The organism is Variovorax paradoxus (assembly GCF_000834655.1).
GTDB lineage: Bacteria > Pseudomonadota > Gammaproteobacteria > Burkholderiales > Burkholderiaceae_C > Variovorax > Variovorax paradoxus_F.
Genome location: NZ_JXQQ01000016.1, coordinates 13844 through 40092, shown reverse-complemented (window position 1 = coordinate 40092; position 26249 = coordinate 13844). Strand labels below are relative to the sequence as shown.

The 26249-nt window shown below is 68.5% G+C and carries 22 protein-coding genes and 2 tRNA genes; 16 read left to right on the top strand and 8 right to left on the bottom strand.

What is annotated here, in order from left to right; genetic code table 11:
• Positions 1-106: 106 nt before the first annotated feature.
• From RT97_RS08210 to RT97_RS08180, 7 genes are all read left to right on the top strand, one after another.
• Positions 107-1786, top strand: a complete 1680-nt coding sequence (locus RT97_RS08210) for an FAD-dependent oxidoreductase (protein ID WP_155403765.1) — start codon at positions 107-109, stop codon at positions 1784-1786.
• Positions 1787-1827: 41 nt separating this feature from the next.
• On the top strand, positions 1828-2091 hold the full coding sequence (locus RT97_RS08205; RefSeq protein ID WP_042578295.1) for a UBP-type zinc finger domain-containing protein: 264 nt from the start codon (positions 1828-1830) through the stop codon (positions 2089-2091).
• 102 nt (positions 2092-2193) lie between these two features.
• Positions 2194-2898 (top strand): glutathione binding-like protein, encoded by a 705-nt coding sequence (locus RT97_RS08200; RefSeq protein WP_042578294.1) that lies wholly within the window; start codon positions 2194-2196, stop codon positions 2896-2898.
• Positions 2899-2945: 47 nt separating this feature from the next.
• A tRNA-Pro gene (locus RT97_RS08195) sits at positions 2946-3022 on the top strand.
• A gap of 47 nt (positions 3023-3069) precedes the next feature.
• Positions 3070-3146 (top strand) — tRNA-Arg (locus RT97_RS08190).
• A gap of 443 nt (positions 3147-3589) precedes the next feature.
• Positions 3590-4507 carry an MBL fold metallo-hydrolase gene (locus tag RT97_RS08185; protein WP_042578293.1) on the top strand — a complete coding sequence of 306 codons (918 nt, stop codon included), beginning with the start codon at positions 3590-3592 and terminating at the stop codon, positions 4505-4507.
• 633 nt (positions 4508-5140) lie between these two features.
• Positions 5141-7870, top strand: a complete 2730-nt coding sequence (locus tag RT97_RS08180) for an ATP-binding protein (protein WP_042578292.1) — start codon at positions 5141-5143, stop codon at positions 7868-7870.
• On the opposite strand, the gene RT97_RS08175 is transcribed toward RT97_RS08180, so the two are convergent.
• From RT97_RS08175 to RT97_RS33395, 8 genes are all read right to left on the bottom strand, one after another.
• Positions 7861-10566 (bottom strand): ATP-binding protein, encoded by a 2706-nt coding sequence (locus RT97_RS08175; RefSeq protein WP_042578291.1) that lies wholly within the window; start codon positions 10564-10566, stop codon positions 7861-7863. The two genes, RT97_RS08180 and RT97_RS08175, sit on opposite strands and share 10 nt — an antisense overlap.
• Complete coding sequence (locus RT97_RS08170) at positions 10559-11179, bottom strand: response regulator transcription factor (protein WP_042578290.1); 621 nt, start codon at positions 11177-11179, stop codon at positions 10559-10561. Before RT97_RS08170 ends, RT97_RS08175 begins: the two co-directional genes overlap by 8 nt.
• Positions 11176-11805, bottom strand: a complete 630-nt coding sequence (locus RT97_RS08165; RefSeq protein WP_042578289.1) for a response regulator transcription factor — start codon at positions 11803-11805, stop codon at positions 11176-11178. Before RT97_RS08165 ends, RT97_RS08170 begins: the two co-directional genes overlap by 4 nt.
• 82 nt (positions 11806-11887) lie before the next feature.
• The gene (locus RT97_RS08160) at positions 11888-12136 is read right to left on the bottom strand and encodes a hypothetical protein (RefSeq protein WP_155403764.1); all 249 of its coding nucleotides are present in this window, start codon (positions 12134-12136) and stop codon (positions 11888-11890) included.
• Between the two features lie 37 nt (positions 12137-12173).
• Positions 12174-12995, bottom strand: coding sequence for an alpha/beta fold hydrolase (locus RT97_RS08155; RefSeq protein WP_042578287.1), 822 nt, complete (start codon positions 12993-12995; stop codon positions 12174-12176).
• Between the two features lie 130 nt (positions 12996-13125).
• On the bottom strand, positions 13126-13479 hold the full coding sequence (locus tag RT97_RS08150) for a hypothetical protein (RefSeq protein WP_253278182.1): 354 nt from the start codon (positions 13477-13479) through the stop codon (positions 13126-13128).
• Positions 13480-13641: 162 nt separating this feature from the next.
• On the bottom strand, positions 13642-14415 hold the full coding sequence (locus RT97_RS08145; protein WP_080898227.1) for a sensor histidine kinase: 774 nt from the start codon (positions 14413-14415) through the stop codon (positions 13642-13644).
• Entirely contained in the window at positions 14412-14636 is a 225-nt protein-coding gene (locus tag RT97_RS33395; protein WP_172672174.1) for a hypothetical protein, read from the bottom strand. The genes RT97_RS08145 and RT97_RS33395 overlap by 4 nt, the downstream gene beginning before the upstream one ends.
• A 341-nt stretch (positions 14637-14977) precedes the next feature.
• Here RT97_RS33395 and RT97_RS08140 point away from each other — a divergent pair, with 341 nt between their 5' ends.
• From RT97_RS08140 to RT97_RS08100, 9 genes are all read left to right on the top strand, one after another.
• A complete protein-coding gene (locus RT97_RS08140) occupies positions 14978-17860 on the top strand; it encodes an ATP-binding protein (protein WP_042578285.1) in 2883 nt (960 codons plus the stop codon).
• Between the two features lie 150 nt (positions 17861-18010).
• On the top strand, positions 18011-19054 hold the full coding sequence (locus RT97_RS08135; RefSeq protein ID WP_042578284.1) for a LysR family transcriptional regulator: 1044 nt from the start codon (positions 18011-18013) through the stop codon (positions 19052-19054).
• A 121-nt stretch (positions 19055-19175) separates the two neighbouring features.
• Entirely contained in the window at positions 19176-20147 is a 972-nt protein-coding gene (locus RT97_RS08130; RefSeq protein WP_042578283.1) for an alpha/beta fold hydrolase, read from the top strand.
• 36 nt (positions 20148-20183) lie between these two features.
• Positions 20184-21047: a hypothetical protein gene (locus RT97_RS08125; protein WP_042578282.1), complete on the top strand. Its 864-nt coding sequence runs from the start codon at positions 20184-20186 to the stop codon at positions 21045-21047.
• 23 nt (positions 21048-21070) lie between these two features.
• Entirely contained in the window at positions 21071-21772 is a 702-nt protein-coding gene (locus RT97_RS08120; RefSeq protein ID WP_042578281.1) for a dienelactone hydrolase family protein, read from the top strand.
• A gap of 139 nt (positions 21773-21911) precedes the next feature.
• Positions 21912-22535 (top strand): glutathione S-transferase family protein, encoded by a 624-nt coding sequence (locus RT97_RS08115; protein WP_052810605.1) that lies wholly within the window; start codon positions 21912-21914, stop codon positions 22533-22535.
• A 215-nt stretch (positions 22536-22750) separates the two neighbouring features.
• Positions 22751-23800, top strand: coding sequence for a glutathione S-transferase family protein (locus RT97_RS08110; RefSeq protein WP_042578279.1), 1050 nt, complete (start codon positions 22751-22753; stop codon positions 23798-23800).
• Positions 23801-23924: 124 nt separating this feature from the next.
• Positions 23925-25313 carry an amidase gene (locus RT97_RS08105; RefSeq protein ID WP_042578278.1) on the top strand — a complete coding sequence of 463 codons (1389 nt, stop codon included), beginning with the start codon at positions 23925-23927 and terminating at the stop codon, positions 25311-25313.
• 27 nt (positions 25314-25340) lie between these two features.
• Entirely contained in the window at positions 25341-26243 is a 903-nt protein-coding gene (locus RT97_RS08100; RefSeq protein WP_042578277.1) for a tryptophan 2,3-dioxygenase, read from the top strand.
• The last annotated feature ends 6 nt before the right edge of the window (positions 26244-26249 follow it).

Sequence of the window (26249 nt, the reverse complement as noted above, 5' to 3'; positions counted from 1 at the left end):
ATGAAGCCGGCGTGTCAGGAAGATTGCACGCGCATGACGGTGTTACAGCCCGCATGGCGCACTTCGTCGTCTAATGCGGTGGATTCGAGATATGGAGCTTGGACCCATGGCCACCGCAGCAACCGGCACCGACAGCAGCCGCTTTCACCAGACCTTTCCCGTCCTCAGTGACACCGAGATTGCGCGCATCGCGCGCTTCGGCAGCGTGCAGCAATTCGCGCGCGGCGAGCGGCTCTTCACCGCCGGAGAAACCGGCCCCGGCATGTTCGTGCTGCTCAAGGGCGTGGTCTCTGTCACACAGCGCGACGGGCTCGGGCGCGTGGTGCCGATCGTGCGGCAGGGCCCGGGCGAATTCCTGGCCGAAGTCGGCCAGCTGAGCGGCCGCCCTGCCCTGGTCGACGGCCATGCCGACGAAGACGTGGAGGCGCTGCTCGTATCGCCCCAGCAGTTGCGCGCGTTGCTGGTGGCCGAAGCCGACCTGGGCGAGCGCATCACCCGCGCGCTGATCCTGCGGCGCGTCGCACTGATCGAATCGGGCGCGAGCGGGCCGGTGCTGATCGGCAAGCCGCAGTCGGCCGACATGGCGCGGCTGGAGAACTTCCTGCGCCGAAACGGCTATCCCTATCACCTGGTCGATGCCGCCGAAGACCCCGACGCGGCCGCGCTGCTCGATCAATATGGCACCTGCCAGCTGCTGGCGGTGTGCCCCGACGGCTCGGTGCTCGTGAATCCGGCCGAAGACGCGCTGGCCCGGTGCCTCGGCATGGTCGACACCGTCGAGCACAACGAGCTGTTCGACGTGGCCGTGGTCGGCGCCGGGCCCGCCGGCCTCGCCACTGCCGTGTACGCCGCCTCCGAAGGCTTGCGCGTGATCGTGCTCGACTGCCGCGCGTTCGGCGGACAGGCCGGCGCCAGCGCGCGCATCGAGAACTACCTGGGCTTTCCGACCGGCATCTCGGGCCAGGCGCTTGCCGGCCGGGCATTCGTGCAGGCGCAGAAGTTCGGCGTCGAGATGCTGATTCCAGCAAAAGTCGTGTCGCTGGACTGCTCGCGCGAGAACGAGCGCGAAAGCCTCGGCATCGCCCTGGCCGACGGCCGCACGATCCACGCGCGCACGGTGGTCATCGCGAGCGGCGCGCGCTACCGGCGCCCCGACGTTCCGCGCCTGGCCGAATTCGAAGGCCGCGGCATCTGGTACTGGGCCTCGGCCATCGAAGCGAAGATCTGCTCGCAGCAGGAAGTGGCACTGGTCGGCGGCGGCAACTCGGCGGGCCAGGCCGCGGTGTTCCTGTCGCGCCATGCCGCCAAGGTGAACGTGCTGGTGCGCGGACCTTCGCTGGCCGCCAGCATGTCGCGGTATCTCATCGATCGCATCGAGGCCACGCCCAACATCGAGCTTCAGCCCCACACCGAACTCGTGCGCCTGCATGGCGGCTCGGACGAGGGCCTCACGGGCGCGACATGGCGCTGTCACACCACCGGCAACGAGCATGACTGCGCGGCGCGCAACATCTTCTTGTTCGTCGGCGCCGAACCCGAGACCTCGTGGCTCCAAGGCTGCGATGTGGCGGTCGACAAGCACGGCTTCGTGCTGACCGGCGCGGCCGCGAGCAGCGGCTTTCCGGCACGGCCGGCCACGGCGCTCGAATCCAGCGTGCCGGGTGTCTTCGCCGTGGGCGACGTGCGCTCGGGATCGGTCAAGCGTGTGGGCGGCGCGATCGGCGAAGGCGCTGCCGCGGTGGCGCTGATCCACCAGCACCTGTCGCAGACAACGGCCGTGGCCTGATCGATATCTTTTTCAACCGTCATCAATCGAGGAGTTCTTCGGTGCCCATCAAAGCCTGCGACCACGTGCCTTCCACCATCGCGCAACCCCACACGCAGCGCGGCTGCGAGGACTGCCTGAAGACCGGCGACACCTGGGTCCACCTGCGCCTGTGCGTGCACTGCGGTCATGTGGGCTGCTGCGACTCGTCGAAGAACCGACATGCCACGCAGCATTCGCGGGCCGAGGGGCATCCGGTCATCAAGTCCCTGGAACCCGGCGAAGACTGGATGTGGTGCAACACGCACCGGCTTCAGGTGGGCTGAAGGGCGCCGCCGCAAAGGCGAAATTCCCGCCCCGTCACGGGTTTGGAGTGGCACGTATATGCTGCGTCCCTCCCATCACATCCCACCCCTGGAGCCCGCGACATGCCCGCATTGCCCATCGAGGTCTATTCCTGGCCCACGCCCAACGGACACAAGGTCCACGTCATGCTGGAGGAGTGCGGCCTGCCCTACCGCGCGCACCCCGTGAACATCGGCAAGGGCGACCAGTTCGCGCCCGACTTCCTGCAGATCAGCCCCAACAACAAGATCCCTGCCATCACCGACCCCGATGGGCCGGATGGCAAGCCGATCTCGCTCTTCGAATCGGGCGCGATCCTCGTCTATCTCGCGGGCAAGACCGGCAAGTTCCTGCCCACCGGCGACCGCGAACGCTACGACGTGCTGCAGTGGCTCATGTTCCAGATGGGCGGCGTGGGTCCGATGCTCGGCCAGGCGCATCACTTCCGCCTGTACGCGCCCGAAAAGATCGCCTACGCGATCGACCGCTACACCAACGAAGCCAAGCGCATCTACGGCGTGATCGACAAGCAACTGTCGAAGACGAAGTTCATCGCCGGCAAGACCTATTCGATTGCCGACATCGCCATCTTCCCGTGGCTGCGCAGCTGGGAAAACCAGGGCATCACCCTCACCGACTTCCCGCACCTGAAGGCCTGGTTCGACGGCATCGCGGCGCGCCCCGCCGTGCAGCGCGGCGTGAAAGTGCTGGCCGATCTGCGCCAGCCGATCACCGGCGACAAGGAGCGCGAAATTCTTTTCGGCAAGACGCAATACGAGAAACGCTGAGAAAGCCAGGGAGCCGGTCAATATCCGGGCTAGAATAGAAGGCTTGTCGGGGTGTAGCGCAGCCTGGTAGCGCATCTGGTTTGGGACCAGAGGGTCGAAGGTTCGAATCCTTTCGCCCCGACCAAGTTTTCTTTTGAGTGTTCTCGTTTTTGCTTCTGTCCGGCCCGGAATCTGCCCGTAGCTCAGTTGGATAGAGCACCTGCCTTCTAAGCAGGTTGTCGGGGGTTCGATCCCCTCCGGGCAGGCCAATCCCTCATTTCTTGCAGCTCCGCGCTGCCTCGGAACTCGCACTTCTCACAGAAGTGGCGGGTTTTTTTCTTTGCCTCCCGTGATCTCCGGGCGCGGCATCGAATCTCGTATTTCCATTGATCCCGCTGCGGCGGCATCCCGAACCACAGACCGGCCCGGGATTAAAGGCCGCCGGTTCGCGCCTCCTGCCGAGCACCGATCGCGCAAGCGTCGCCCCTTCGGAAAACATCACGACACGCCACGCGCGTTTGGTGCGTATCGGTCACCACCGTGATCCCGTTCGCGAGCCTACCGCCTCGCACCCCTCCTACCTACGATCAACGGCATGCGGCCTTCTGCCGTGATCCGTGCCAGACAACCCCGGGTGTTGAACGGCAATCTGCGGCCACTTGCCTGGCTGCTCTGGCCCGCGCAATCGGGCCGCCCTTTTGGAGATTTCAATATGTTTTCCGTAGATGAAGCCTTGCGCCCCACAGGCCAGTCGTCCAAGGACCTGGTCCCGTCCCGCTACGCGGTGAAGATCGGCGAGATCGACGCGCTGGTGGTCAGCGACGGCGTGCTGCCGCTACCGACCACGACGATGGCAACCAACGCCTCGCCCGCAGACCTGGCGAACTGGCTGGACCTTCAGTTCATGCCGCCGGACAAGTTCGATTGGCCGCTGAACGTGATGGTGGCCCGCAGCGGCGAGCAGACCATCCTCATCGACGCCGGACTGGGCGGCCAGTTCCCGGGCTTCCCGCGCGCCGGGCAGTTCCCCCAGCGACTGGCTGCGGCCGGTGTCGAACTGGAGTCGGTGACCGACGTGATCATCACCCACATGCACATGGATCACGTGGGCGGGCTGCTCGTCCCCGGCATCAAGGAGCGGCTGCGTCCGGACGTGCGCATCCACGTGGCGGCGGCTGAGGTCGAGTTCTGGATCTCGCCCGATTTTTCGCACACGGTCATGCCCAACCCGGTGCCCGAGGTGCTGCGCTCGACCGCCAAGAGCTTCTACAACGTCTACCGCGACAACCTGCGGACCTTCGAGACTACGCGCGAGGTCGCGCCGGGCGTGACGGTCCGCCGCACCGGTGGCCACACGCCGGGGCACAGCGTGGTCGACCTCGTCTCGGGCGGCGACCGACTGCTTTTTGCCGGCGATGCCATGTTCCCGGTCGCTTTCGACCACCCCGACTGGCAGAACGGCTTCGAGCACGACCCCGAGAAAGCGGCCCGTGTCCGCATCGGCCTTTTCAACGAACTCGCCCAGAACCGCGGGCTGCTCGTGGCTGCGCACCTGCCGTTCCCATCCGTCGGCCGGGTCGCGGTCGATGGCGACGTCTTCCGCTGGGTTCCGGTCATCTGGGATTTCTGACGACGTGCCGGCGGCCGGAGCCAAGCCACCGGCCGCCTGATTCTTGCCGGTCGCAAAGCCGGTGGCATCTCTTCCCGCGCAGGATCGGCGCGGCATCCGGTTCGGCCATTGCCGCGCCATCGCGGCCGGGCGGCTTCACGACCAAGCTCGCCCCGTACAGCTGGCGGTACTCGCCAACTATCTGAAGACGCTGCCTCAGGAGGCAGCCGCTGGGTGGCCGAGGCCAGGTCCTGGCCGGCGCAAACCGAGCGCGTCCGTGGTTTCGCAACAGCGCGCAGCGATGCAACATCGCAAGGACCACGAACGATCCTTACCGCCTGCGCAGGCGGGTGCCCTCGCATGACTCGGCAGATATGAAGCCGCACAAGCGCGAAAGCCGAACGTGGTCGGGTATGAGCTGCCCCAAGGTTTGTGCGCCTTCCCAAGTCGCCGAAGTCTTCGCGCTGCCCACCCTATGCCCCATGCGCGACGGGGACTAGCACCATGCCGCGCGGTCCCGGGCTACGATCTCAAACAGATACTTAAGTCCCAACGCATGGAAACCGTCGACCCGATCCGCCGCCCCAGTCAACCACATCGCACCGGTCGCGCCCGGCTCGCGGCGGCGTGAGGCGGTCTGCGCACCGCCCCATCATGCAAGCGCAGCCCGAGGAGCAGCCCGACCTGGCATCGGCGGAAGTCCGCTGGTACTTCGGCGCCTTCGTTCTCTGGGAGGCGCAGCGCCGGCTCGAGCGGGCCGGCGAGGCCGTGCGGATCGGTCCACGCGCTTTCGACCTGCTGCTGCAACTGGTCAAGCGGGCCGGCGAATTCGTGAGCAAGGACGACCTGCTCTCGGCGGTCTGGGCCGGCGTCGTGGTCGAAGAGGCCAGCGTGCGCGTCCACATGTCCACGCTGCGCAAGGCGCTGGGCGAGCCGGGCGAAAGCGACGAATGCAAGGAGTGGATCTCCAACCTTCCCCTGCGCGGCTATCGGTTCAACGGACGCGTGCGGCGCGAGGCGGCCGGCATCTCCAAGAGGCCCGCAGCACCGCCGCCCGACCCCGGCTTCACCCCGCTGCCGGTGCGACTGACCGAGCTCGTGGGGCGCGAAGCCGACGTGGCGGGCGTTCTCGAATCGCTCGAAGCACACCGGCTGGTCACGATCGTGGGCACGGGCGGCATCGGCAAGACCCGGTTGGCGATCCATGCCGCCGAAAGCCATCAGCACATGCACGGCACGGAGATCGCCTTCATCGATCTTTCGTCGCTCATCTCCCAGGATCACGTGCTCGGCACCTTGGCGCGCTGCGTGGGCGTACCCGCCGACCTGCCCGACATCGTCGGGGCCATCACGCAACGCCTGATGGGGCGCACCGTGCTCCTCTTGATCGACAACTGCGAGCACGTGGTGGATTCGCTGGCGCTGCCGATCGCCGGACTGCTTTCGGTGCTGCCCGGCCTGCGCATCCTCGCGACCAGCCGCGAGGCGCTTCGCGTGACGGGCGAATATGTCTTCCGGTTGCCCGCGCTTGCGATCCCCGACGCCGGGCAGATCTCGCTCACCCAGGCGCTGCACTGGCCATCCGTCGAACTGCTCGTCGAGCGGGCGAAGGCCGCCGGCGCAGGTGCGTTCGACGAATCGCACGGCCCTGTGCTGGCGCAGATTTCCAGGCAGGTCGACGGCATCCCCTTGGCCATCGAACTGGTGGCCGCGCGCCTGGGGGTCCAGCCTGTCGCCGACCTGGCGCGCAGGCTGGACGACCACATGCGCCTCTATGCCTTCAGCCGCGCCGCGCTGCCGCGGCACCGGACCCTGGCAGCAGCGCTGGACTGGAGCATCGCGCTGCTGAACGATACGGAGCTGCGGCTCTTTCGCTGGTTGTCGGTGTTCCGCGGCCGCTTCGATGTCGAATCCGCGCTCGGCGTGAGCGCCGGCGGCATGGACACCGAGGTGGCCTTCGACGCGTTGATCTCTCTGGTCAACAAGTCGCTTGTCTTCTTCGACAGCAGCGACGCCGTCGCGCCCTACCGGTTGCTGGACACGACGCGAAGCTACGCCGCCGCGCTTCTCGCGCAGAGCGATGAACGTCCGACGTTGCTGCGGCGCCATGCGGTGCTCATGCGAGATCTCATGAAGGCAGCGGCGGCGGAACTCTCGGACCTGACCGAGCAGGCATGGGCCGACCGGCATGCACACCGGCTGGACGACGTGCGCTTCGCGCTCGAGGTGTGCCTCACGCAGCAGCCCGACGCGAAGATGGCCGCCTCGCTGGTCACGGCTTCCGCGCCGCTGTGGTTTCACCTGGCACAGGTCGTGGAATACCGCGACCGGGTCTCGGCTGCACTCGAGCTTGTCGATCGACAGCCCACGCCCGACACCGAAACGGCGACCTGGCTGAACACGGCGCTGGTCAGCGCCCTGCTCCACACCGGCAAGTCCACGCCGGAGCTGGGTGCCGCCGCGGACCAGGCCCTGGCCGGCGCGCTCGCCGTCAAGGTCCCCGTGCTGGAACTGCAGGCCCGCTGGGGGCGATGCACGTACGACATGTTCCGCGGCGAGTATTCGGCGGCACTGGACCAGGCGCACACGTTGATGGCTGCCGCGCAGTCATGGTCCGACCCTGCAGCGCTCAATCTCGCTCACCGCGTGATGGCGATGTCAAACCACTTCTGCGGCCGCTTCGATGTGGCAAGGGTGCACAGCGAAGCTTCCGTGCGCGTCGGCGGCGGCCTCGGCCACTCCCGGGCCAACATGGTGGGTGTCAACGCCATCGTCGCGGCAAAAGCCATGCTGAGCCGGACCCTCTGGGTGCAGGGGGAAACGGCCAGGGCCCTGGAAGAAGCCAGCGACGCGGTGGCCCGTGCGCAAGCGGCCGGAAAGTCCGTCTCCCTGTGCTCCGCGCTCTATGGCGCCTGCCCGGTCGCGCTGTGGGCGGGCGAGCTCGAGCTCGCCGCCGGGTGGATCCACCTGATGACGGACGAGGCGCGGCGCAAGGGACTGGAGGGCTGGCTGCGCTATGCCGAATGGTTCTCCCAGGGCTTGCAGTTGGGCATCGCGCCCGACCGGGACCGCTACGTGCGCGAAGTGGCCGGCCAGCTCGCGACCTACGACATCCCCCGCCGGGAGATGCTCGCGACCTTCTGCACCGGCTGGGTGGACGACGAGATGATCGCGCGCGTCTCGCGCGGAGAGAGCCCGTGGGTTGCCGCAGAGGTCCTGCGCGCCGCCGGCTGGCGCGCGGAGCAAGAGGCGGCGGCCGACAGGGCAGAGGCCTTCTACCTTCGGGCCATCGAGACCGCCAGGCGACAAGGCGCCATCGCCTGGGAGCGACGCGCCGCGCTGGCGCGGGCCCGCCCGCCGGGCGCAGAGCCAGGTCACCGCTGAGCGACCCCGGCGCGCAATCCTTCCAGCGCGCCGGCCGCACGCAGCTCCCAGGCGAGCGCGCGTTGCGAGCGTGCAAGGGCATGGGCCTGCAGGTAGAGCACCTCGGCTTCGGCCTCGTTGCCCTGCAGTTCCTTGCGCCGACCCGCGGCGCGGCAAACCTCGGCGGCACTCCACTGCCCTTCGCCGCGCATCGCGCGAGCAAGCAGGTCATCGTCCACCCACAGGTCGCAGAACGTGGCCATCATCTCCCTGCGGGGCTCGTCCATGGCCAGGACCTTTGCGGCGACGGCATCGATGTGCTCGCCGCGGTCGTCGACTTCGCCGAGCTTCAATGCGTCGTCGTAGCAAAGGGCCCAGTCGTGCCAGTAGGCAAAGCCCTTGGAGCCGGTCTGCAGCAGCATCGTGTCGATCCATGCGCGGGCCGCGCTCCGTTCTCCGGCCCAGATGGCCATGGGACAGATCCAGAAGAGCGCAACGCACACGGACAGCGCGTGCCCCAGCGCTTCGGCTTCCTCCATGCACCGGATGGCGGTGGCCATGGCCTGACGGCTGTCGCCCTCGATCCACAGCGTCCTGGCAAGAATGGCCATGGCGGTGGTGCGCGCGTCGGGCTGGAACGCATTGGCATGGTTGCGCCGGATCGCGTCGTCCACGTCGGCCGCCGCTTCGGCGTGCGCCCTGGCTTCGGCGAACTCGCCGCAGAAGTGGCTGGCCAGCGCGAGCATCCGGTGCGACAGGTTGCGCGTCACCGCGTTGGTCGAATGGCTCGCGAACTCGCTCAGGATCTGGGCATGCCGCAGTGCCGGCGAGTACGCGCCGCGCGTGATGTTCAGCGCGCAAAGGCCCCATCGCGCCTGGAACTCGAGCGTCTTCACCTTGAATTCCAGTGCGCAGGCCAGCGCCCGCTCGCACGCCTGCGTCATCTCCGGCACCGTGCCGCCGGTGTGCCACAACGCGTTGTAGAGCGCGATCTCCAGCCGCCCGGCAGTCAGGCGATCGGGGACCTTCAGCGCATCGACATGGCCGAGCGCCGCGCGAACGCGATCACGGTATTCGCTGACCTCGGACAAGCGGAACCAGAGCGGTGCCGATGCGACGGTGAGCGCGCCCGCGATCGTCATGTCGTCGTGGTGGCCGATGCAGGCATCCAGCGCCGCACGAACGTCGTCCAGGCAGCCGCGGTAGCGCTGCGTCCAGGCATCGGCGTCCAGCGAGGCCAGGTCCGCGGTGGCGACCCCCATGAGGTCGAGCATGAAAAGGGCATGGCTTTTCGATACGGGGTCCCGCTCGCCTGCCTGCACGAGCAGCACCTGCGCGTAGCTGCGGGTGGTGTCGAGCAGGCGGTACGGCGAGTCTGCCGCCTGGTCGGTGTCGTACACCACGAGCGACTTGCTCGCCAGGCTCAGCAATGCGTCGGAGGCCACGTCGGGGTCCAGCGCACTGGACGCCACGCTCAGCGCCGCCTCGATGCCGAAATACGCGCGGAACACCGACAGCCTGCGAAACAGCAGCAGCTCCGCGTCGCCGAGCAGCCCGATGCTCCAGTCCAGCGTCGCCGCGAGCGTGCGGTGCCTTGCCAGTGCAGCCCGCCCGACCGTCGAATGCAGGCGCATGTGATCGTCGAGCCTGAATGCCAGGTCGCTCACGCGTTGCGAGCCCAGGCGGGCAGCGACCAGCTCGATGGCCAGCGGTATGCCGTCCACCTGCTGGCAGATCCGAGTCAGCGGACCGCTGCTGGCGTCGTCGAATGCGCTGGCGCCCGCGGCCTCGGCTCTCTCGACGAGCAGCTGCACCGCCGGCGATCGCAGCGCATGCGCCAGCGAGCCGGTCGAGAACTGCTGGACCGCCAGCGGCATCAGTCGAAAGACATGCTCGCCGCCCACGCGAAGCACCTCGCGGCTGGTGGCAAGGACCTGCAGCCCGGGCAACGCCGCAAGGAACCTGTCCAGGAGCGGAGAGAGCCGCTCGATGACGTGCTCGCAGTTGTCCACCAGCAGCAGCATCGCCTGGCCTTCCAGGCGCTGGACGATCGCCTGCTCGATGTCCGGCACGCCGCCGCGCACGCCGATGGCCCGCGCCATCGTCGTGAGCACGTGGTCCTGCGATGTGAGGGGCGCGAGATCGACGAAGCCGATGGGGGCCTGCCGCCGTTCCCGGTAGAGCGCCGCAACGCAGATGGCAACGCTGGTCTTTCCCACGCCGCCGGGCCCGGCGACCGTGACCAGCCGGCTCTCCGCAAGCATGCCGAGCAGCCGCTCGACTTCCACCTCGCGCCCCACGAGCCTGGACAGGCGTGCGGGCAACGCGGCGGGAGCATCCCATTGCGGCGCTTGCGCCACCTGCGCGGCAACGGCCGACGGCACGAAGTCGCAGTGCACCCGTCCCAGGAAGCGATAGCCGCGCAGCGGAATGTTGGCGATCCACTCCACGCAGCCGTCTTGCGGACCGGGCGGACCCAGAGCCTTGCGCAGGATCGACATGTGGACCCGCACGCTCGCCTCCTCGACCACCACGTCCGGCCAGACGGCCGCGAGCAGCTCGTCCTTGCCGATCACTTCACCGGCCCGCCCCACGAGCGCGACCAGCAGGCCGAGTGCGCGCGATCCGAGCCGCAGCGGCTGCCCGTCGCGCTCCAGGCGTTGCTCGCCTTCCCACAGTGCGAAGGCGCCGAAGCGCCAGCGGCGAACTTCAGACACGGACCAGCCCGCGCTGCGTCGCCTCGACCGCCACCTGCACCCGCGAGGCGACATGCAGCTTCTCGCAGATCCGGGAGACGTGTGCCTTGACGGTGTTGGCCGAGATGTCCAGCTTGCGGGCGATGCCCTTGTTGCAATCGCCCTTCACCAGGAAGCGCAGCACGTCCTCCTCCCGCGCGGTGAAGCCCGTGCGCGGCGTGCTGCGCCTGAGGAGCGTCTTCGTGCGCTTGCAGAGATAGAGAGGGCCACCGCGCGCCACGTGGCGAATGGCCTCCATCAGTTCGGCCGGGTCCGCGTCCTGGAGCAGATAGCCGTGCGCCCCGCTGGCGATCGCCTGCATGACCTCGCCTTCCTTGTCCTTCCGCGTCACCACGACGACGCGCGGCACGCGAAAGCCGCCGGCCACGCCCGGCTCATTCAATGCCGATGCCGCGGCGAGCAGGCTCAGCGCGCAGGCGTGGTCGGCCACCACCACGTCCACGATGCCTTCGTCGGGCGCGTCTTCCGCCTGCACGTGCAGACCGGGCTCGTGGCCGATGAGCGCGACGAGGCCGGCCATGGCGAGCGGGTCGCCGTGGCACACGCGCACCTGTAGTTCGACGGCGCCGTTCATGGCGATGCCTCCAGAAGCAGCCCGCGGCGAAAGGCTTCGCCGATCGCTGCGGTCCGCGTCGGCTCTCCGAGCTTGCGCAGGATCGCCTTCACATGGGTCTTGACGGTGCCTTCGCCGATGCCCAGGCGCCGGCCGATGCCCTTGTTGGCCAGGCCTTCGGCCATGAGCTGGAGCACCTCGAATTCGCGGGCGGTCGGCACGGCAGCCGAGAAGTTGTCCAGCAACTGGTCGGCCACAGGGCAGGACAGGTACCTGCGGCCGTCCGCAACGCAGCGCACCGCTTCAGACAGCTCCTCGGCCGAGCAATCGTGCAGGAGGTAGCCGCGCACGCCGGCGTCCACGGCACGGCGTATCTGCCACCCGGTGCTCTGGTCCGTGACCACGAGGAACGATTTCGACGAAGCGCCGCTGCGGTCGGACGAAACATCCGCCGCCTTCTGGACGCCGGTTGCGTAGTCGGTGACGAGCACGTCGGCGGTGTCGTCTGCGCCATCGACGCCGGGGAGCCCGGATCGAACGACGAAGTCGGCGCGCGAGCGCAACAGCGATGCGATGCCGGCGGCCACGTACGGGTCGCGGTGTGCCACCGCCACATGGATCTGCCTGGCCTGGGTCGGCGCGGTCATGGGCTCAAGTCCTTCTGGAAGTCATGGGAGGAAGTCTGTTCAACAGGCGATCCCGTCGCCAGTTAAACCGTGTCAAGCCTTGTTAAGGGTCGGGATGCGCCAACGACTGCACCACGATGTCCCTGGAGGCGGACGCATCCGGACGCATCGCGCCCCGGCAGCGCCCGAGCGCGTCGCAGAGCACGACGATGGCGCTTGCGGGCATCGGCTGCAGCGACTCGGAGGCGGCAATCACCGCACCGGCGCCGACCGCGGCCGTCACGGCGACGGCGCAGGCGACGTTCTTGAGCCCTTCGAGCCAGGCCCTGCGAGGAGGCAGCGGGATCTTCATGGCGTACGGGGCGTCGGGGCACGAGGGGCGATCGGCCTCAGGGCTGCGCCGCTCCGGCCGCATCGGCGGCTTCGACGATGAGCCGGCTCACCAGCTTCGGCTGCGAAGTCATGACCACGTGCGAGGCGCCTTTGACCACGACCGTCTTCTTCGACTTCGCACGCTCGGCCATGAAGGCCAGCGCCGCAGGCGGAATGTTCCTGTCGCGGTCGCCGTAGATGAACCACGAGGGCACGTTCTTCCAGGCGGCGGCAGGGGCCGCCTCGCCCAGGGCACCCTCGGTGATGGGGCGCTGCGCCACGGCCATCAGGTGGGCGAGCGCCGGTGGCACGTCCTCGGCGAATTGCTTGGCGAACTTGTCCTGCTGGATGTAGAGATCCTTGGCGCCGTCCGGCAGGAGCACCGGCGCGGCCAGCGTCGGGGCGAGCGTGCTGCCGGGAAACTTGCCCGACAGATCGGCCGCCGATTCGCCCACCTCGGGCGCGAACGCCGCAACGAAGACCAGCGCCTGGACGTTGGGCTTTCCGACCGCCGCGGCGGAAATCACGGAGCCGCCGTACGAATGCCCGACCAGCACGACCGGTCCGAGGATGGAGCCTACGATGGCCGCCACATAGTCCGCATCGGACTTCACGCCGCGCAGCGGATTGGCAGCCGCGACAACGGGAAAGCTGCGCGCACGAAGGTCGCGCGCCACGTCGTTCCAGCTGGCCGATTCGGCGAACGCGCCGTGCACCAGTACCACGGTGGGCTTTGCCGGCCGCGCGCCCGAGGTGGCCGCGCCTGCAGGCGCCGAGAGGTGCAGCGCCACGATGCCGATGGCGGTGAATGCGCGTGCGAGGCTGGACAAATTCTTCATGCTGATTTCCTTGGGTGAATGGATGGCCTGACTTGAAAGTTCGCAACCCGTGCGGGATGCGTGGCGAGCGAGAGGTGCAGACACATGGCCTTCGCTCGTCGTGAACATCGGTTGGCGGCTACGGCGCGACTCAACACACGCCAGCGGCGTCGCCCCCGTGCGCAAGGGCGCTCGCGCACGCCTGAGCAAGCGTCAACGGCCCGGAATTCGGCGAGCCGCCTGCCGAGCAGATGTCCTGCACGAGCGGTGGCGCGCCGATGGCCACGGTGGCAAACCGGAGTTCCGCATTCGCCGTCTCACCGCCCGCGACCGCGCAGGCCGCCGCGATGGCCAGCAGCGAAACCGTCATGTAGCCCATGCTCCAGGCGCGGTCCATGGCACCTCGCGGCGCGGCGTCGGCGGCCGCTTGCAATGCCAGCTCGCGTGCCTTGAGCGTTCGGCGCGGTGCGCCCGATCGACCGAGGGAATGGATGCGCTGCGTCATGGTGATTCCTCGAGGGCGCCGTGGCCCTGGCCCCAGGACGGCTGGGCTCCGGTTCGCGAACATCGCGGCACGGTACGAATCCTAGTTTTCGCATCTCGGTTGCGGTAGTCATGCGGGAGGTACTGCCGTGTTGCTTGCGAGGCATCAATGCGCCGCGCACCGTCAGGCGCTTCGATGAAGAGGAAGCCACACGTTGAACTCGGCGCCGCGGCCCGGCCCCGCGGAGGTCGCCTTCACGAAGCCGCCGTGAGCGACCGCGAGGCCGTGCACCAGCGCAAGACCGATGCCCAGCCCGCCGCGCGAGGCGCTCTCCCCCGACGCGCCCTGGCTGAACAGGCCGAAGACATGCGGCAGGAACTCGTGCGCGATGCCGCAGCCGCTGTCCGCCACCGCGAGCCGGGCAAAGCCGTCCTCCGAGGAAAGGCGCACCTGGACCTCCGCGCCGGCGGGCGAGAACTTCATCGCGTTGTCCAGCAGGTTGCCGACGATCTGCTCCAGCCGCACCGGATCGGCATGGCAGATCAGCGGATCGGCCCCCTGCATCTGTGCGCGGATGCGCCCCGAAGGCCAGCGCGCACCCAATGCGGCAACAAGATCGAGCGCGAGCGCGCCGAAGTCGACTTCCGCGCAGCGCAGCGCCAGCTTGCCGGTTCGCACGCGCGAGAAATCGAGCAGGTCGTCGATGAGTCGCGCCTGGCTTTCGATGGCGCGCTGCATCGCCTGCGCGATGCCCTGCAGTTGCAGAGGCGCCGCCGGCGCGGGCAGGCGCTGCAGCAGGCTGGCGTTCATCTGGATGACATTCAAGGGCTGCCTGAGCTCGTGCGAGATGACGGCCAGCGCCCGGTCCCGGGTTGCGCAGCGCAGGCTCGTTGCAGAGCGAATGTCGCGCGGGGTCTGGGAGGCGGCTTGCGCGCTCCCTGAGTGAGAAAGCTTCACGAGGAATCCGTGCTTCTTGATGCGGCCACCCCGGATTCATCGCGACGAGGGGCCTCGGTGATGAACGACGTTGTTCTCTGGTTCTCGCGACCGGACCGATCGTAGGCAGCCGCGTTCACCGGCAGAAGATCGCTCCGGCGGCGCACCGTGTTGCCGGCCGAACACCAATCGCCGCGGGCCACGGCGGCACATCGTTCGATATTTCCGGACTCTTCGTTCACGGCAGGCGGGTTCCGAAACGCCCGCGCGTCGCATCCAATAGCTCCCATCGCCGGCAGCGCGGCCATCGGCCTTCGAACGTGCAGGGCGCAGACAGCGATCGCTGTCACAGAACACCGCGTCCGGCCGTCTTGCATCTCCAGGGGGCACTTCACCCGGCCGGCTGACAGGTCTCCCATCGCGCGGCCCGAACGGCCGCGGCCCTCATCTTCCCGAACGGATCGTCGAATGAAAAAACTTGCGCTCGAGACATCTCCCATCGCGGGCAAGCGGACCGTCGCGATCGGACGCTGCGCGGCCCTGCCTAGCGCGCAAGCACTGCGAGGGCCGTCAAGTGGGTGACATGTACGACATCGCGGCCCGCTCCCTGCCGCCGGAAACTCGCGGCGGCGCCACGCAGGGACCGGGCGAGGTTCGCTGGCGCTTCGGCGCATTCGTCCTCTGGGAGACCCAGCGCCGGCTAGAGAAGCTCGGACAAGGCGTACGCCTGGGTTCGCGCTCGTTCGAGCTGCTGCTGCAATTGCTCAGGCGCGTGGGCGAAGTCGTGGGCAAGGAGGAACTGCTCTCCACGGTCTGGGCCGGCGTGGTGGTCGAGGAGTCGAGCGTCCGGGTCCACATCTCCGCGCTTCGCAAGGCACTGGGCGAGCCGGAAGACGGCGACGACTGCAAGGAATGGATATCGAACGTCCCGCTGCGCGGCTACCGGTTCAACGGCGCGGTTTCCCGCGAGCAGGTCGGCATCCCGGCTGAAGGCAGGCCGCTGGATACGGCCTTGCCCTCGCCGTCGTTCACGAAACTGCCGGAGCGGCTGACCCGGCTCGTCGGCCGCGACGCCGACATGGAGCGCGTTCTGGCGGCGCTCGCCACGCGCCGGCTGGTCACGATCGTCGGCGCCGGCGGCATCGGAAAGACCCGTGCCGCGATCCGTGCGGCCGAATGCCATGCGGAACGCACCGACATGCAGCTGGCCTTCGTCGATCTCTCGCCGCTGGTCTCGCAGGCCCATGTGGCGAGCACGGTCGCGCGGTCGCTCGGCGCTCCGGCGGACACCACCGACACCACGCGGGCCATCCTCCAGCGGCTGGCGGGCCGGCATGCACTTCTGCTGATCGACAACTGCGAGCACATGCTGGACTCGCTCGCGCTGCTCATCACCGAACTGCTCGGCGCCCTGCCCGGCCTGCGCATCCTCGCAACCAGCCGGGAGGCCATTCGCATCGAGGGAGAACATGTCGAGCGGCTGTCGCCGCTCGCGGTGCCCGGTGCCGAATGCGCCGCCCTGGCAGAAGCCATGGCATCGCCCGCGGTCGAACTCCTGGTCGAGCGTGCCAAGGCCGCGGGTGCCCGCGCCTTCGAGGATGCGGACGGCCGGCTGCTCGCCGCGATCGCGAGGCAGGTGGACGGCATTCCGCTGGCCATCGAGCTGGTGGCGGCACGCCTGGGCGTCCAGCCGATCGGCGATCTCGCGTTCCGGCTGAACGACCACATGCGGCTCTACTCCGCGGGCAGCCGGGCCGCCCTGCCGCGGCACAGGACGCTCGCGGCGGCGCTGGACTGGAGCATCGCGCTGCTGGACGACGCGGAGCTGCGGCTCCTTCGCCGGCTCTCGGTCTTCCGGGGACGCTTCGATGTCGAGTCGGCGCTGAGCGTCACACAGGCGGACATGGACCCGGAAGCGGCGTTCGACGCATTGATCTCGCTCGCCAACAAGTCGCTGGTGTCGTTCGACAACAGCGACGCCGTCGCACCGTACCGGCTGCTGGACACGACGCGAAGCTACGCCGCGGCGCTTCTGGCGCAAACCGACGAAGGCCCGGCGCTGCGGCGGCGCCACGCGCTCTTCATGCGCGACCTGATGAGCGCGGCGACGTCGGACTCGGGCGAGCTCACGATGCAGGCCTGGAACGCGCGCTACGCGCACCGGCTGGACGACGTGCGCAGCGCACTGGACGCCTGCCTGGCGCAACACCAGGACTGGGAGACCGGGGCTGCGCTCACCATCGCGTCGGCGCCCTTGTGGTTTCACGTCTCGCAGGTCGAGGAATACCGCGACCGGGTCATCGCCGCGCTTGCGTGCTTCGAGCCACCGCCGGGCCCGGGCATGGACACGGAGACGGAGACGGAAGCCTGGCTGCAGATCGCGCTGGGCAATGCGCTGTGGCACACACGCGGACCGGTCCCGGAGATGGGCGCCGCCTACGATCGGGCGCTGGCGGTCGCCATGTCGACCCGGTCCGTCATGCTGGAGCTCCAGGCCCGCTGGGGCGTCTGCGTGCTGCATGCGAGCCGCGGCGAATACGCGGCCGCCCTGCACCACTCGCAGGTGCTCTTCAAAATCGCGCATTCTTCCCCGGACCCGGCCGCGCTGAACCTGGCGCATCGAATGACCGCGCTGGCGAGCCACTTCTGCGGAGACTTTGCCGCGGCGGGTGAAGGGGCCCAGGCGGCGATCCTCGTCGGCGACGCCGTGCGCCAGACGCGCGCCAACCTGTTCCAGTTCGATGCCGCCGTCGCATCGAACGCCCTGCTGGCCCGCACGCTCTGGCTCCAGGGCGATGCGGCGAAGGCCATGGCCACCGCCACCCGCGCCGTGGCCCTGGCCGAGGCGGGCGGCAATGCGCTGTCGCTGTGCTTTGCGCTGTTCGGCGCATGCCCCGTGGCCTTGTGGTCGGGCGAAGTGGAGCTGGCGCGCAAATGGGTTCGCATGCTGCTGGACGAGGCCCAGCGCCGAGGGCTGGAGTACTGGCACCAGTGGGCGCACTGTTTCGCGCTGGGCCTGGAGGCGAGCACCGCGGACGACCGGGACCGCCATGTCAGACAGGTCGCGCAGCAACTCGCCGCTTTCGACGCACCGCGCAAGGAAATGCTCGTGACCTTCTGCACCGATTGGGTCGACGACGCGACGATCGCGCAGGCCGACGCCGGACGTGGCCAATGGAGCGCGGCCGAGACCTGGCGCGCCGCGGGCCGGCGCTGCGAGCAGCGGGGCCTGGACGACGAAGCCGAGGCGTTCTACCGGCGCGCCGTCGACACCGCCAGGCGGCAAGGCGCACTGGGATGGGAGTTTCGCGGGGCGATCGACCTCGCCAGGCTGTGGGTGCGTCTTGGCCGGACGAAAGACGCGCTCGAGGTGCTGGACGGTATCTGCGGGCGCGCGGTACCTGGCGGCGACCACCCCGGCCTTGCGCAAGTCCGCGCGCTGCGCAACGAGCTCTCCCGGACCTGAAAGGCTGCGCGCCGGGCGGCAACGGGCGGCCGGCCATAACAAACCTTGACAGGGCTTAACTGGCCCCGGCATGGCTTTGCGCGCAGAGTGGCCGCTTCGCTTTCATGAGGGGCCCAGGACGCCTGGCCCCTCGAACCGAGAAGCCGCCCCATGACAACCTCTGCCCTTCCCTCCCCCCCGTCCATCCCCCTCACGCCGCGCGCGGACCCGCTGGCCTCCAGCTTCGCCACAAGCTATGCGGGGGTGGTCGCCTTCATTGCCGTGGTCACCGAAGGCAGCTTCGCGCGGGCCGCCGACCGCCTGGGTATCGGCCGTTCCGCCGTGAGCCGCAGCGTCCAGAAGCTGGAAGACCAGTTGAACGTCCGGCTCTTCCTGCGCACCACGCGAAGCACGACGCTCACGCGCGAAGGCGACCTCTTCTACGCCAACTGCCACACCGGTGTCGACCGCATCGTCCAGGCGGTCGAAGAGATGCGCGACCTGCGGCAGGGCCCGCCGCGCGGGCACCTGCGCATCAGCTCGGCGGTGGGCTTCGGACGCCGGGTGGTCGCGCCGCTGCTGGGCGAGTTCCGCGCCACCTACCCGGAAGTCACCATCGACCTGCTGCTGAACGACAAGCCGACCGACTTCACCTCGGACCGCGTGGACATCGCGTTCCGCAACGGCCGCATGGAAGACGCCCAGATCATCGCCAAGCAGATCATCCCCATGCAGTTGCTGCTCTGCGCCTCCCCGGCCTACCAGGAAGCCCACGGGCTGCCCGCCACCGTGGAGGCGCTGGCCGGCCACGAGTGCATCAACTTCCGCTATTCCTCGGGCCGCATCTCCGAGTGGGAGTTCAAGGTCGGCGGCCAGCCGCGCAAACTCGTGCCGCAGGCCAAGCTCACCTACAACGACGCCGACCTGGTGCTGCAGGCCGTGCTCGACGGCCACGGCATCGCCCAGCTGCCGGGCTACCTGGCATGCGAATCGCTGAGAACCGGTGCGCTGGTGCCGTGCCTGGTCCAGTACGCCCCCGACGACAGCGGCCACTACATCTGCTATCTCAGCCGGCAGCACCTGCCTTCGCGCATGCGCGTGTTCATCGACTTCATGACGCTGAAGATCCGCGCGGCCGACCTGGACTGCCTCACCGAGCTCGGCGCAAAGCCGGAGGCGGAAACCGCGATTGGTGCCGCCGCGACAACAGCGTGAGTCCTTGCGCGGGCCTACCCGCGCGCAGGGGGTGAACCTACGATTTGAACCACGCCACGGCCTCTTGCCCACCGCATGCGAACCGTGGTCCGACGCTTCAACTTTCACCACCAGGAAACCCATGAAGACCACGCAGAACCCTTCACGCCGCCACCTGATCGCAACCGGTGCGGCAGTCGCCACCGGCACCCTCGCCTTCGGCATGCAGGACGCAGCCGGCGCAACCACCCGCGACCGTTCCAGCCAACCTCATCGGAGCACTTCCATGACGAGCAACACCATCACCACCAAGGACGGCACCCAGATCTACTACAAGGACTGGGGCGAAGGCCCGGTGGTCACGTTCTCGCACGGCTGGCCGCTCAATGCGGATGCGTGGGACGGGCAGATGCACTTCCTGGCGCGCAACGGCTTTCGCGTGATTGCGCACGACCGGCGCGGGCATGGCCGCTCGAGCCAGTCTTCGTCGGGCAACGACATGAACGGCTACGCCGACGACCTCTCGGCGCTCTTCGAGGCCCTGGACCTGAAGAAGGCCACGATGGTCGGCCACTCGACCGGCGGCGGCGAGGTGGCGCGCTACATCGCACGCCATGGCAGCAAGCGCGTGGCCAAGGCCGTGCTCATCGGCGCGGTGCCACCGATCATGGTGAAGTCGGCGGCGAACCCCGAAGGCCTGCCCATCGAGGTGTTCGACGGCATTCGCGCCGGCGTGGCCGGTGACCGCTCGCAGTTCTACAAGGACTTTGCAATCCCGTTCTACGGCGCCAACCGGCCGGGCGCCAAGGTGTCGCAGGGCATCCTCGACCACTTCTGGCTCCTGAGCATGCAATGCGGCCAGAAGAACTCCTACGAATGCATCAAGGCCTTCTCGGAAACCGACTTCACCGAAGACCTCAAGAAGATCGACGTACCCACCCTGGTCATGCACGGCGAGGACGACCAGATCGTGCCCATCCACGATTCGGCGAAGAAGTCCGTACAGCTCATCAAGGGCGCCAAGGCGATCTACTACCCCGGCGCGCCGCACGGGCTCACCGCCACGATGCAGGACAAGGTGAATGCGGACCTGCTCGCATTCCTCAAGAGCTGAACCGAGAACAGGAACGACCGTCCCCCACCTTGCACCATGCTGAATCTATTGCTGCAAACCACGATCGAAGGAGACCCGGACGACTGGAACATTTCGCGCTTCAGTCGGCTCGGCTCGTTTCTCTCGCAGCTGCAGGACGACGAGGGGCAGCCCGCCTTCCGCGTCACTGCGCGCGACCGCGCACCGCGCTCGGGCCCCGACCCCGTGCTCTCGACGCTGGACGAATCGGACTTCGACCAGCTCTGGCTCTTCGCCGTCGATGTCGGCGACGGCCTGACGCCGGAGGACTGCGCGAGCATCGGCAGGTTCCGGCGTCGCGGCGGCGGCCTCATGGTCACGCGCGACCACATGGACCTGGGCAGCTCGATCTGCAACCTGAGCGGCATCGGCGCCGCGCACCATTTCCACAGCCGCAACTGCGAACCCGATGCCGCGCGCCACTGCATGGACAACCCGTTCTCGGCCAACATCTCCTGGCCCAACTACCACTCGGGCGCGAACGGCGACTACCAACGCATCCGCTCGGTCGGCAGCATCCATCCGGTGATGCGCGACAGGCGCTCGGCAACCGGCGTGATCCAGTACCTGCCCGCGCACCCGCACGAAGGCACCGTCAGCGTGCCGCCCGGCGACTCCAGTTGCCGCGTCGTCATGGAAGGCCAGAGCTCGATGTCCGGCAGGCGCTACAACATCGCGGTCGCGTTCGAGCGCTCCGAGAACGGCGGCAGGGCCATCGCGCAGTCGACCTTCCATCACTTCGCCGACTACAACTGGGCCCCCTCGGCCGGCTGTCCCTCCTTCGTGACCGAGCCCGCCGGGGACGGCATCGTCCGCTTCCCCGAGGCGCTCCGCTCGACGAAACAGTACGTGCGCAACATCGCCTTCTGGCTCAACGCCTGAACAGGCCCCCGAGGAAAAAAACAATGCACGACCCGCTACGGATCACCACCTCCGGCGGGGGCTTCCCCGCGTACGTCGCTCGTCCGCAGAAGCTCCCCGCACCGGCCATCGTCGTCGTCCACGAGGTCTTCGGCGTCAATGCCGACATGCACCAGTCGTGCGACGAGCTCGCGGCGCAAGGCTACCTGGCCGTCTGCCCCGACCTGTTCTGGCGGATCGCGCCGGGCGTCGACCTCTCCGACCGGACGGAGGCGGAACGCGCGCGGGGCCTGGCGCTGTACAACGCCTTCGACCTCGATGCCGGCGTGAACGACATCGCCGCCACCATGCAGGCCGTCCGCGGTATGCCGGGTGCGACGGGCAGGGTCGGCGTCGTCGGCTACTGCCTCGGCGGCCTGCTGACCTTCCTCACCGCCGCGCGTGTGGGCACCGACGCGGCGGTGGCCTATTACCCCGGCAATGCGGACAAGTACGCCCGGGAGGCAGACCGCATCGCCGGCCCGTTGATCGTTCACCTCGCGGAGAAGGACGAATACATCCCGGCCGATGCACAACGGGAAATCTCCTCCGCCCTGGCGAACCGTCCGCAGGTCCAGGCCTACAGCTATCCCGGTTGCGCCCACGCCTTTGCACGGCACCGCGGCATCGGTTACGACGCCGACGCGGCGGCGCTGGCCAACGGCAGGACCGCGGCCTTCCTGGCACGGCATCTGCAGAAGGGTTGATCCTCCCGCGGGCAGTCGGCAGCGACGGCCTTCTCCGGTGAAAATCGGCGGACGGCCCGAGGCTGCCCTTGCGGCGCGGTGAGCTCCCAGGGCCGGTCGCTTCTTCCGGTCCCGCGGGCCTCACTTGATGGAGTCAACCATGCTGCGTCTCTATGACAGTCGTCTATCGGGCAACTCATGGAAGATCCGCATCCTCCTGAGCCAGCTGGGGCTGGCATACGAACGCATCACGCTGGACCTGCAGAAAGGCGAGACCCGCGACCCCGCGTTTCTCCGCATCAGCCGCTTCGCGCGCGTGCCGGTTCTCGTGCTGGAAGACGGTCGCCCGATCGTGGAGTCGGGCGCGATCCTGCTGCACCTGGCCGAGGGCACGCCCTACCTGCCCGACGACCCGTACCTGCGGACCGAGGTCATGGGCTGGCTCTTCTTCGAGCAGGCCGACCTCCAGAAAGCCATCGCCATCCCGCGCGTGCTTCACCTTCGTGGCCTTGCAGAGGAGAAGCGGCACGACATCGACCGGCTCCACGCCGACGGATACCCCGGCCTCGAAAAGCTGGACCGGTGGCTGATCGGGCGCACATGGCTCGTGGGCGAGCGCTACACCGTCGCCGACCTCGCGCTCTCGGCCTATGTCTCGCTGGCGGGGCAAGGCGGCTACGACATGGCGCGCTTCGCCGGCATCCGCGACTGGCTGGCACGCGTGCACGGCCAGCACGGCTGGGTGCGCCTGATCCCCGAAGACCGCCCCGCGGCCGACGCCTGACGCGCGCCTGCGCCGAGCTCCGGCCGCAACCACCGCGGTGGCCGTGCCGCGGATCGTTCGAAATTCCGGGACCGTGCGTACAAGCTCCGACGCCTTCTCAATCGCCAGCGGGCTCCCTACGATTTGCCTGCGTCCAACCTGAAACGGATCGGACGCCAAACCCGCTCATGGATTGTTGGTTGGTGTGCCTGCCGCGCAGGCGGATGAGGAATGTGATGACGAGTCGTGCCTCCCTGATCGAAATGACCGCCGCCGCGCGCGCCGCCATCGCGGACCCCGCCCGCATCGCCATCGTGGGCGGCCGCACCGAACCCAGGTTCGAGCTCTTCCATGCGGCCAGTTCGCTGTGCTCGCAGAAGGTGCGCACGGTGCTGCACGAGGAGGCGCTTTCGTATCGCTCCAACGACATGCTGATCCTGAGCACCATGGGGAGCGAGGGGCTGGTTCCGGCCGAGCACTACAGCCCCGCCTACATCCGCCTGCGCCTGGTCGCCGCGCGCGAGTTGAACCGCGCGTACGTCAGCGGCTACAGCGGACGGACCTCGGTGGAAACGGAGGGCTTCGATCCCTGCGTCGTGCCGCTGCTCGTCGACCATGAGGCCGGACGCGTGATTGCCGATTCGCAGCGCATCTGCGTCTATCTCGATGGCGTATCACGCGCGCCGCTCCAGCTCGTTCCCGAAGCGCCCGATGCGCGCGCCGAGGTGATGCGCCAGGTCGGCATCGTCGACAGGATTCCGAACGGCGCCCTGCTCTACGGCTTTCATCCGGACGCGGACCTGCGGCCCGAGGCGCTCAAGGCGTCGATGCGGACGGTCTACGACTACAAGGTCATGGCGCTCGAGCGCCTGATCGCCGACAACGCGGGCGAACCCGAACTGGTGGCGGCCTACCGCGCCAAGGTCGTGAAGGAAAGCGGCGGCAAGAAGGTGTGCCACGACCCGGCCTTCCAGCGCGCCGCACGCGGGCAGACGAAGCAGTTGCTGGCCGGCCTGGAGCGCGACCTGGCCGCGGGTTCGTTCGGCTGTTCGAACGGGCTCGCCTTCTCGCTCGCGGATGTGTTCTGGGGCGTGAACCTCGTGCGCCTGAGCTACCTCGGGCTCTCGTCGATGTGGGACGCGCTGCCCCGGGTCACGCGCTACTGCGACGAACTGGCCAGGCGGCCTTCGCTGTGCAGCGAAGCCATCCAGGCGTCGCTCGATTCGTTGCCGCACTCCCGCTACATGGATGCCATTGCGGACTGCCGGGCCGAAGCCACGGCCTGATGTTTCTCGCGGCGTAGCACGCCCCCGCCGCTCGCGGCGCCATTTGCCACCGATCCACTCGCCCGTCACTTCGTGATGGCGGACGAGTTCGCCCCATGACCCTTCCTGAACACGGAGCCAAGCCTTGAACGCCGTTCGCCAGCCATCCAGCGTGGTCCCTCGCGCACCCGGTCTTCGCCGCGCGCTCGAAGCCCTTGCCACGCGGCGCATCACGGTCTCCGGCCTGATCGAGCAGGCACTCGACGCGGCGGAGGCCGGCAAGCGCGAGCTGCACGCGTTCGCCGCCATCGACTGGGACGGCGCGCTCCGGGCCGCGGCGGAAAGCGAGCGACGCTATGCGCAAGGCCGGCAACGGCCGCTGGAGGGCCTGGCCATCGGCGTCAAGGACCTGATCGACACCCGGGGCATCGAGACCAGCTACGGTTCGGCCGCCTACCTGGGGCATCTTCCAACCTTCGACGCCGACATCGTGCGCGCCTTGATCGAGCGCGGCGCCATTCCCATCGGCAAGACGACCACGCACGAATTCGCATGGGGCGTGACGACGGCCAGCGCCACCTTCGGCGACGCGTTGAACCCGCTGGACCGCACACGCATTCCCGGCGGCTCCAGCGGCGGTGCCGCCGCCGCCATTGCCTACGGCGCCGTGGCCGCCGGCCTCGGCACGGACACCGGCGGGTCGGTGCGGATTCCGGCCGCGCTGTGCGGGGTCGTCGGCTTCAAACCCACGTTCGGCGCGCTGCCCACGCGCGGCATCTTTCCGCTGGCGCCGACGCTGGACCATCCCGGCTTCCTGGGCGCGACGGTCGACGACATTGCATTGCTTGCGAGCGCCTTCCACATCGAGGTGCCGCGGAACGCCGCGCGTCCGCACGCGCGGCTGGGCGTCATCCGCGAGATCGCACCCGTGCCGTTGAGCGCCGAAGTCGCGGCTGCATTCGACGGCGCCGTCGCAAGGCTCGCGGCGATCTTTGCGTGTTCGACGCTCGATGCGCCCGCGCTGTTCGAGGGCGTCTTCGAGGCCTTCGCGCACATCGTCCTCACCGAAGGCGGCGCGGAGCATTTCCGTCGCAACGACCCCGATCGCATCGCCGCGCACTACGGCCGCGAGACCATCGACAGGCTCGAGCGCGCCAGGACGATGACGCTGGCCGACTACGCACGCGCGCAGCAGTCGCGGCGCGACTTCACCGCCCGGCTGCACCGCGCCATGTCTGCGGTCGACTTCCTCGTGCTGCCGACCTGCCCCTGCACCGCGCCGCGGGTGAACCAGGCATCGATCGACATCGGCAACTGGTCGGGCACGGTCCGGGAGGCGCTGATGAACTACACCGCGCCGTTCAACGTCGCGGGCTTCCCCGCCATCTCGATCCCGCTTGCGGCGCGCGGCGGCGCGCTTCCCGCGGCCCTGCAGATCGTGGCAAAGCCGGGCGGCGATGCGGCGCTCCTGCAGATCGCGCTGCAGATGGAACAAATGCTGCGCCCGGTGGCCAAGACCACCCCGGCGCGCTGAAAGACCCCACACCACCAGGAGCACGAAGTGAACGACACCCCTACCCTTCAGAACGCCGGGCATCCCGCGCCCGCGGTCGCCGCGGCCGGCCAGACGCCCTACAGCGCATGGATGCAGACCGACACGCTGCACTCGCTGCAGCGCACGGTGAGCGACCATCCCGGCGAGCACGCCTGGATCGTCCACGTGCAGGTGTCCGAGCTCTACTGGATGCTCATCGTCAAGGAGATCCAGACGGCGCAAGCATTCCTGCGCGCGGACAACCTGCCGCAGGCCTGGCGCACGCTGCTGCGGGTCGTTGCGCACCATGCGCCGCTGGAGGCCATCTGGCGCTCGATCGACTGGATGACGCCGAACGACCTGCTCGCGATCCTGTCCCGCGCCGTCGCCACGCACGGCAAGGACACGGCGCTGCAGGGGTGGACCTACCGGCACATGGTGTACCTGCTTGGCATCAAGGAGGCCGAGCACCTGCAGCACTTCGAGCCACAGCCCCATCGCCGGGAGCAACTGGGCAAGGCGCTGGCCGAACCCAGCCTTTACGACGACGTGCTCGCCTTCCTCCGGCGCAGGGGGATGAACGTCCCGGCGGAGGTGCTCGCGCGCGACCTGAGCGCGCCCTACAGCCCGAGCAAGGACGTCGAGCAGGTCTGGCGACAGATCTACGCCGACCCGAACGCGAACATCGAACTCCAGCAGCTCGGCGAGACCTTGGCCGACATTGCCGAGGGGTTCTGCAACTGGAAATTCCGGCACCTGATGGCAACGCGGCGAACCTTCGGCGCGCGGCCGGCGTACTTCGGCACCGAAGGCGTCGCGTGGCTCGCGCCGACGATGGACGAGATTCCTTTCCCCGAACTCTGGTCGGCGCGCACCTTCATCGGCGACCCGCCGCCGGTGTGCCCGCACATGGCCAGGCAAGGGAAATGAGCGCAC

Bases quoted from the DNA above. Each gene is read 5' to 3' on its own strand.
- RT97_RS08115 (WP_052810605.1), top strand. From the start codon at position 21,912: ATGCTGCGTCTCTATGACAGTCGTCTATCGGGCAACTCATGGAAGATC.
- RT97_RS08130 (WP_042578283.1), top strand. From the start codon at position 19,176: ATGAAGACCACGCAGAACCCTTCACGCCGCCACCTGATCGCAACCGGT.
- RT97_RS08180 (WP_042578292.1), top strand. From the start codon at position 5,141: ATGCAAGCGCAGCCCGAGGAGCAGCCCGACCTGGCATCGGCGGAAGTC.
- RT97_RS08185 (WP_042578293.1), top strand. From the start codon at position 3,590: ATGTTTTCCGTAGATGAAGCCTTGCGCCCCACAGGCCAGTCGTCCAAG.
- RT97_RS08150 (WP_253278182.1), bottom strand. From the start codon at position 13,479: ATGACGCAGCGCATCCATTCCCTCGGTCGATCGGGCGCACCGCGCCGA.
- RT97_RS08120 (WP_042578281.1), top strand. From the start codon at position 21,071: ATGCACGACCCGCTACGGATCACCACCTCCGGCGGGGGCTTCCCCGCG.
- RT97_RS08125 (WP_042578282.1), top strand. From the start codon at position 20,184: ATGCTGAATCTATTGCTGCAAACCACGATCGAAGGAGACCCGGACGAC.
- RT97_RS08110 (WP_042578279.1), top strand. From the start codon at position 22,751: ATGACGAGTCGTGCCTCCCTGATCGAAATGACCGCCGCCGCGCGCGCC.
- RT97_RS08200 (WP_042578294.1), top strand. From the start codon at position 2,194: ATGCCCGCATTGCCCATCGAGGTCTATTCCTGGCCCACGCCCAACGGA.
- RT97_RS08155 (WP_042578287.1), bottom strand. From the start codon at position 12,995: ATGAAGAATTTGTCCAGCCTCGCACGCGCATTCACCGCCATCGGCATC.
- RT97_RS08140 (WP_042578285.1), top strand. From the start codon at position 14,978: ATGTACGACATCGCGGCCCGCTCCCTGCCGCCGGAAACTCGCGGCGGC.
- RT97_RS08165 (WP_042578289.1), bottom strand. From the start codon at position 11,805: ATGACCGCGCCGACCCAGGCCAGGCAGATCCATGTGGCGGTGGCACAC.
- RT97_RS08160 (WP_155403764.1), bottom strand. From the start codon at position 12,136: ATGAAGATCCCGCTGCCTCCTCGCAGGGCCTGGCTCGAAGGGCTCAAG.
- RT97_RS08210 (WP_155403765.1), top strand. From the start codon at position 107: ATGGCCACCGCAGCAACCGGCACCGACAGCAGCCGCTTTCACCAGACC.
- RT97_RS08135 (WP_042578284.1), top strand. From the start codon at position 18,011: ATGACAACCTCTGCCCTTCCCTCCCCCCCGTCCATCCCCCTCACGCCG.
- RT97_RS08170 (WP_042578290.1), bottom strand. From the start codon at position 11,179: ATGAACGGCGCCGTCGAACTACAGGTGCGCGTGTGCCACGGCGACCCG.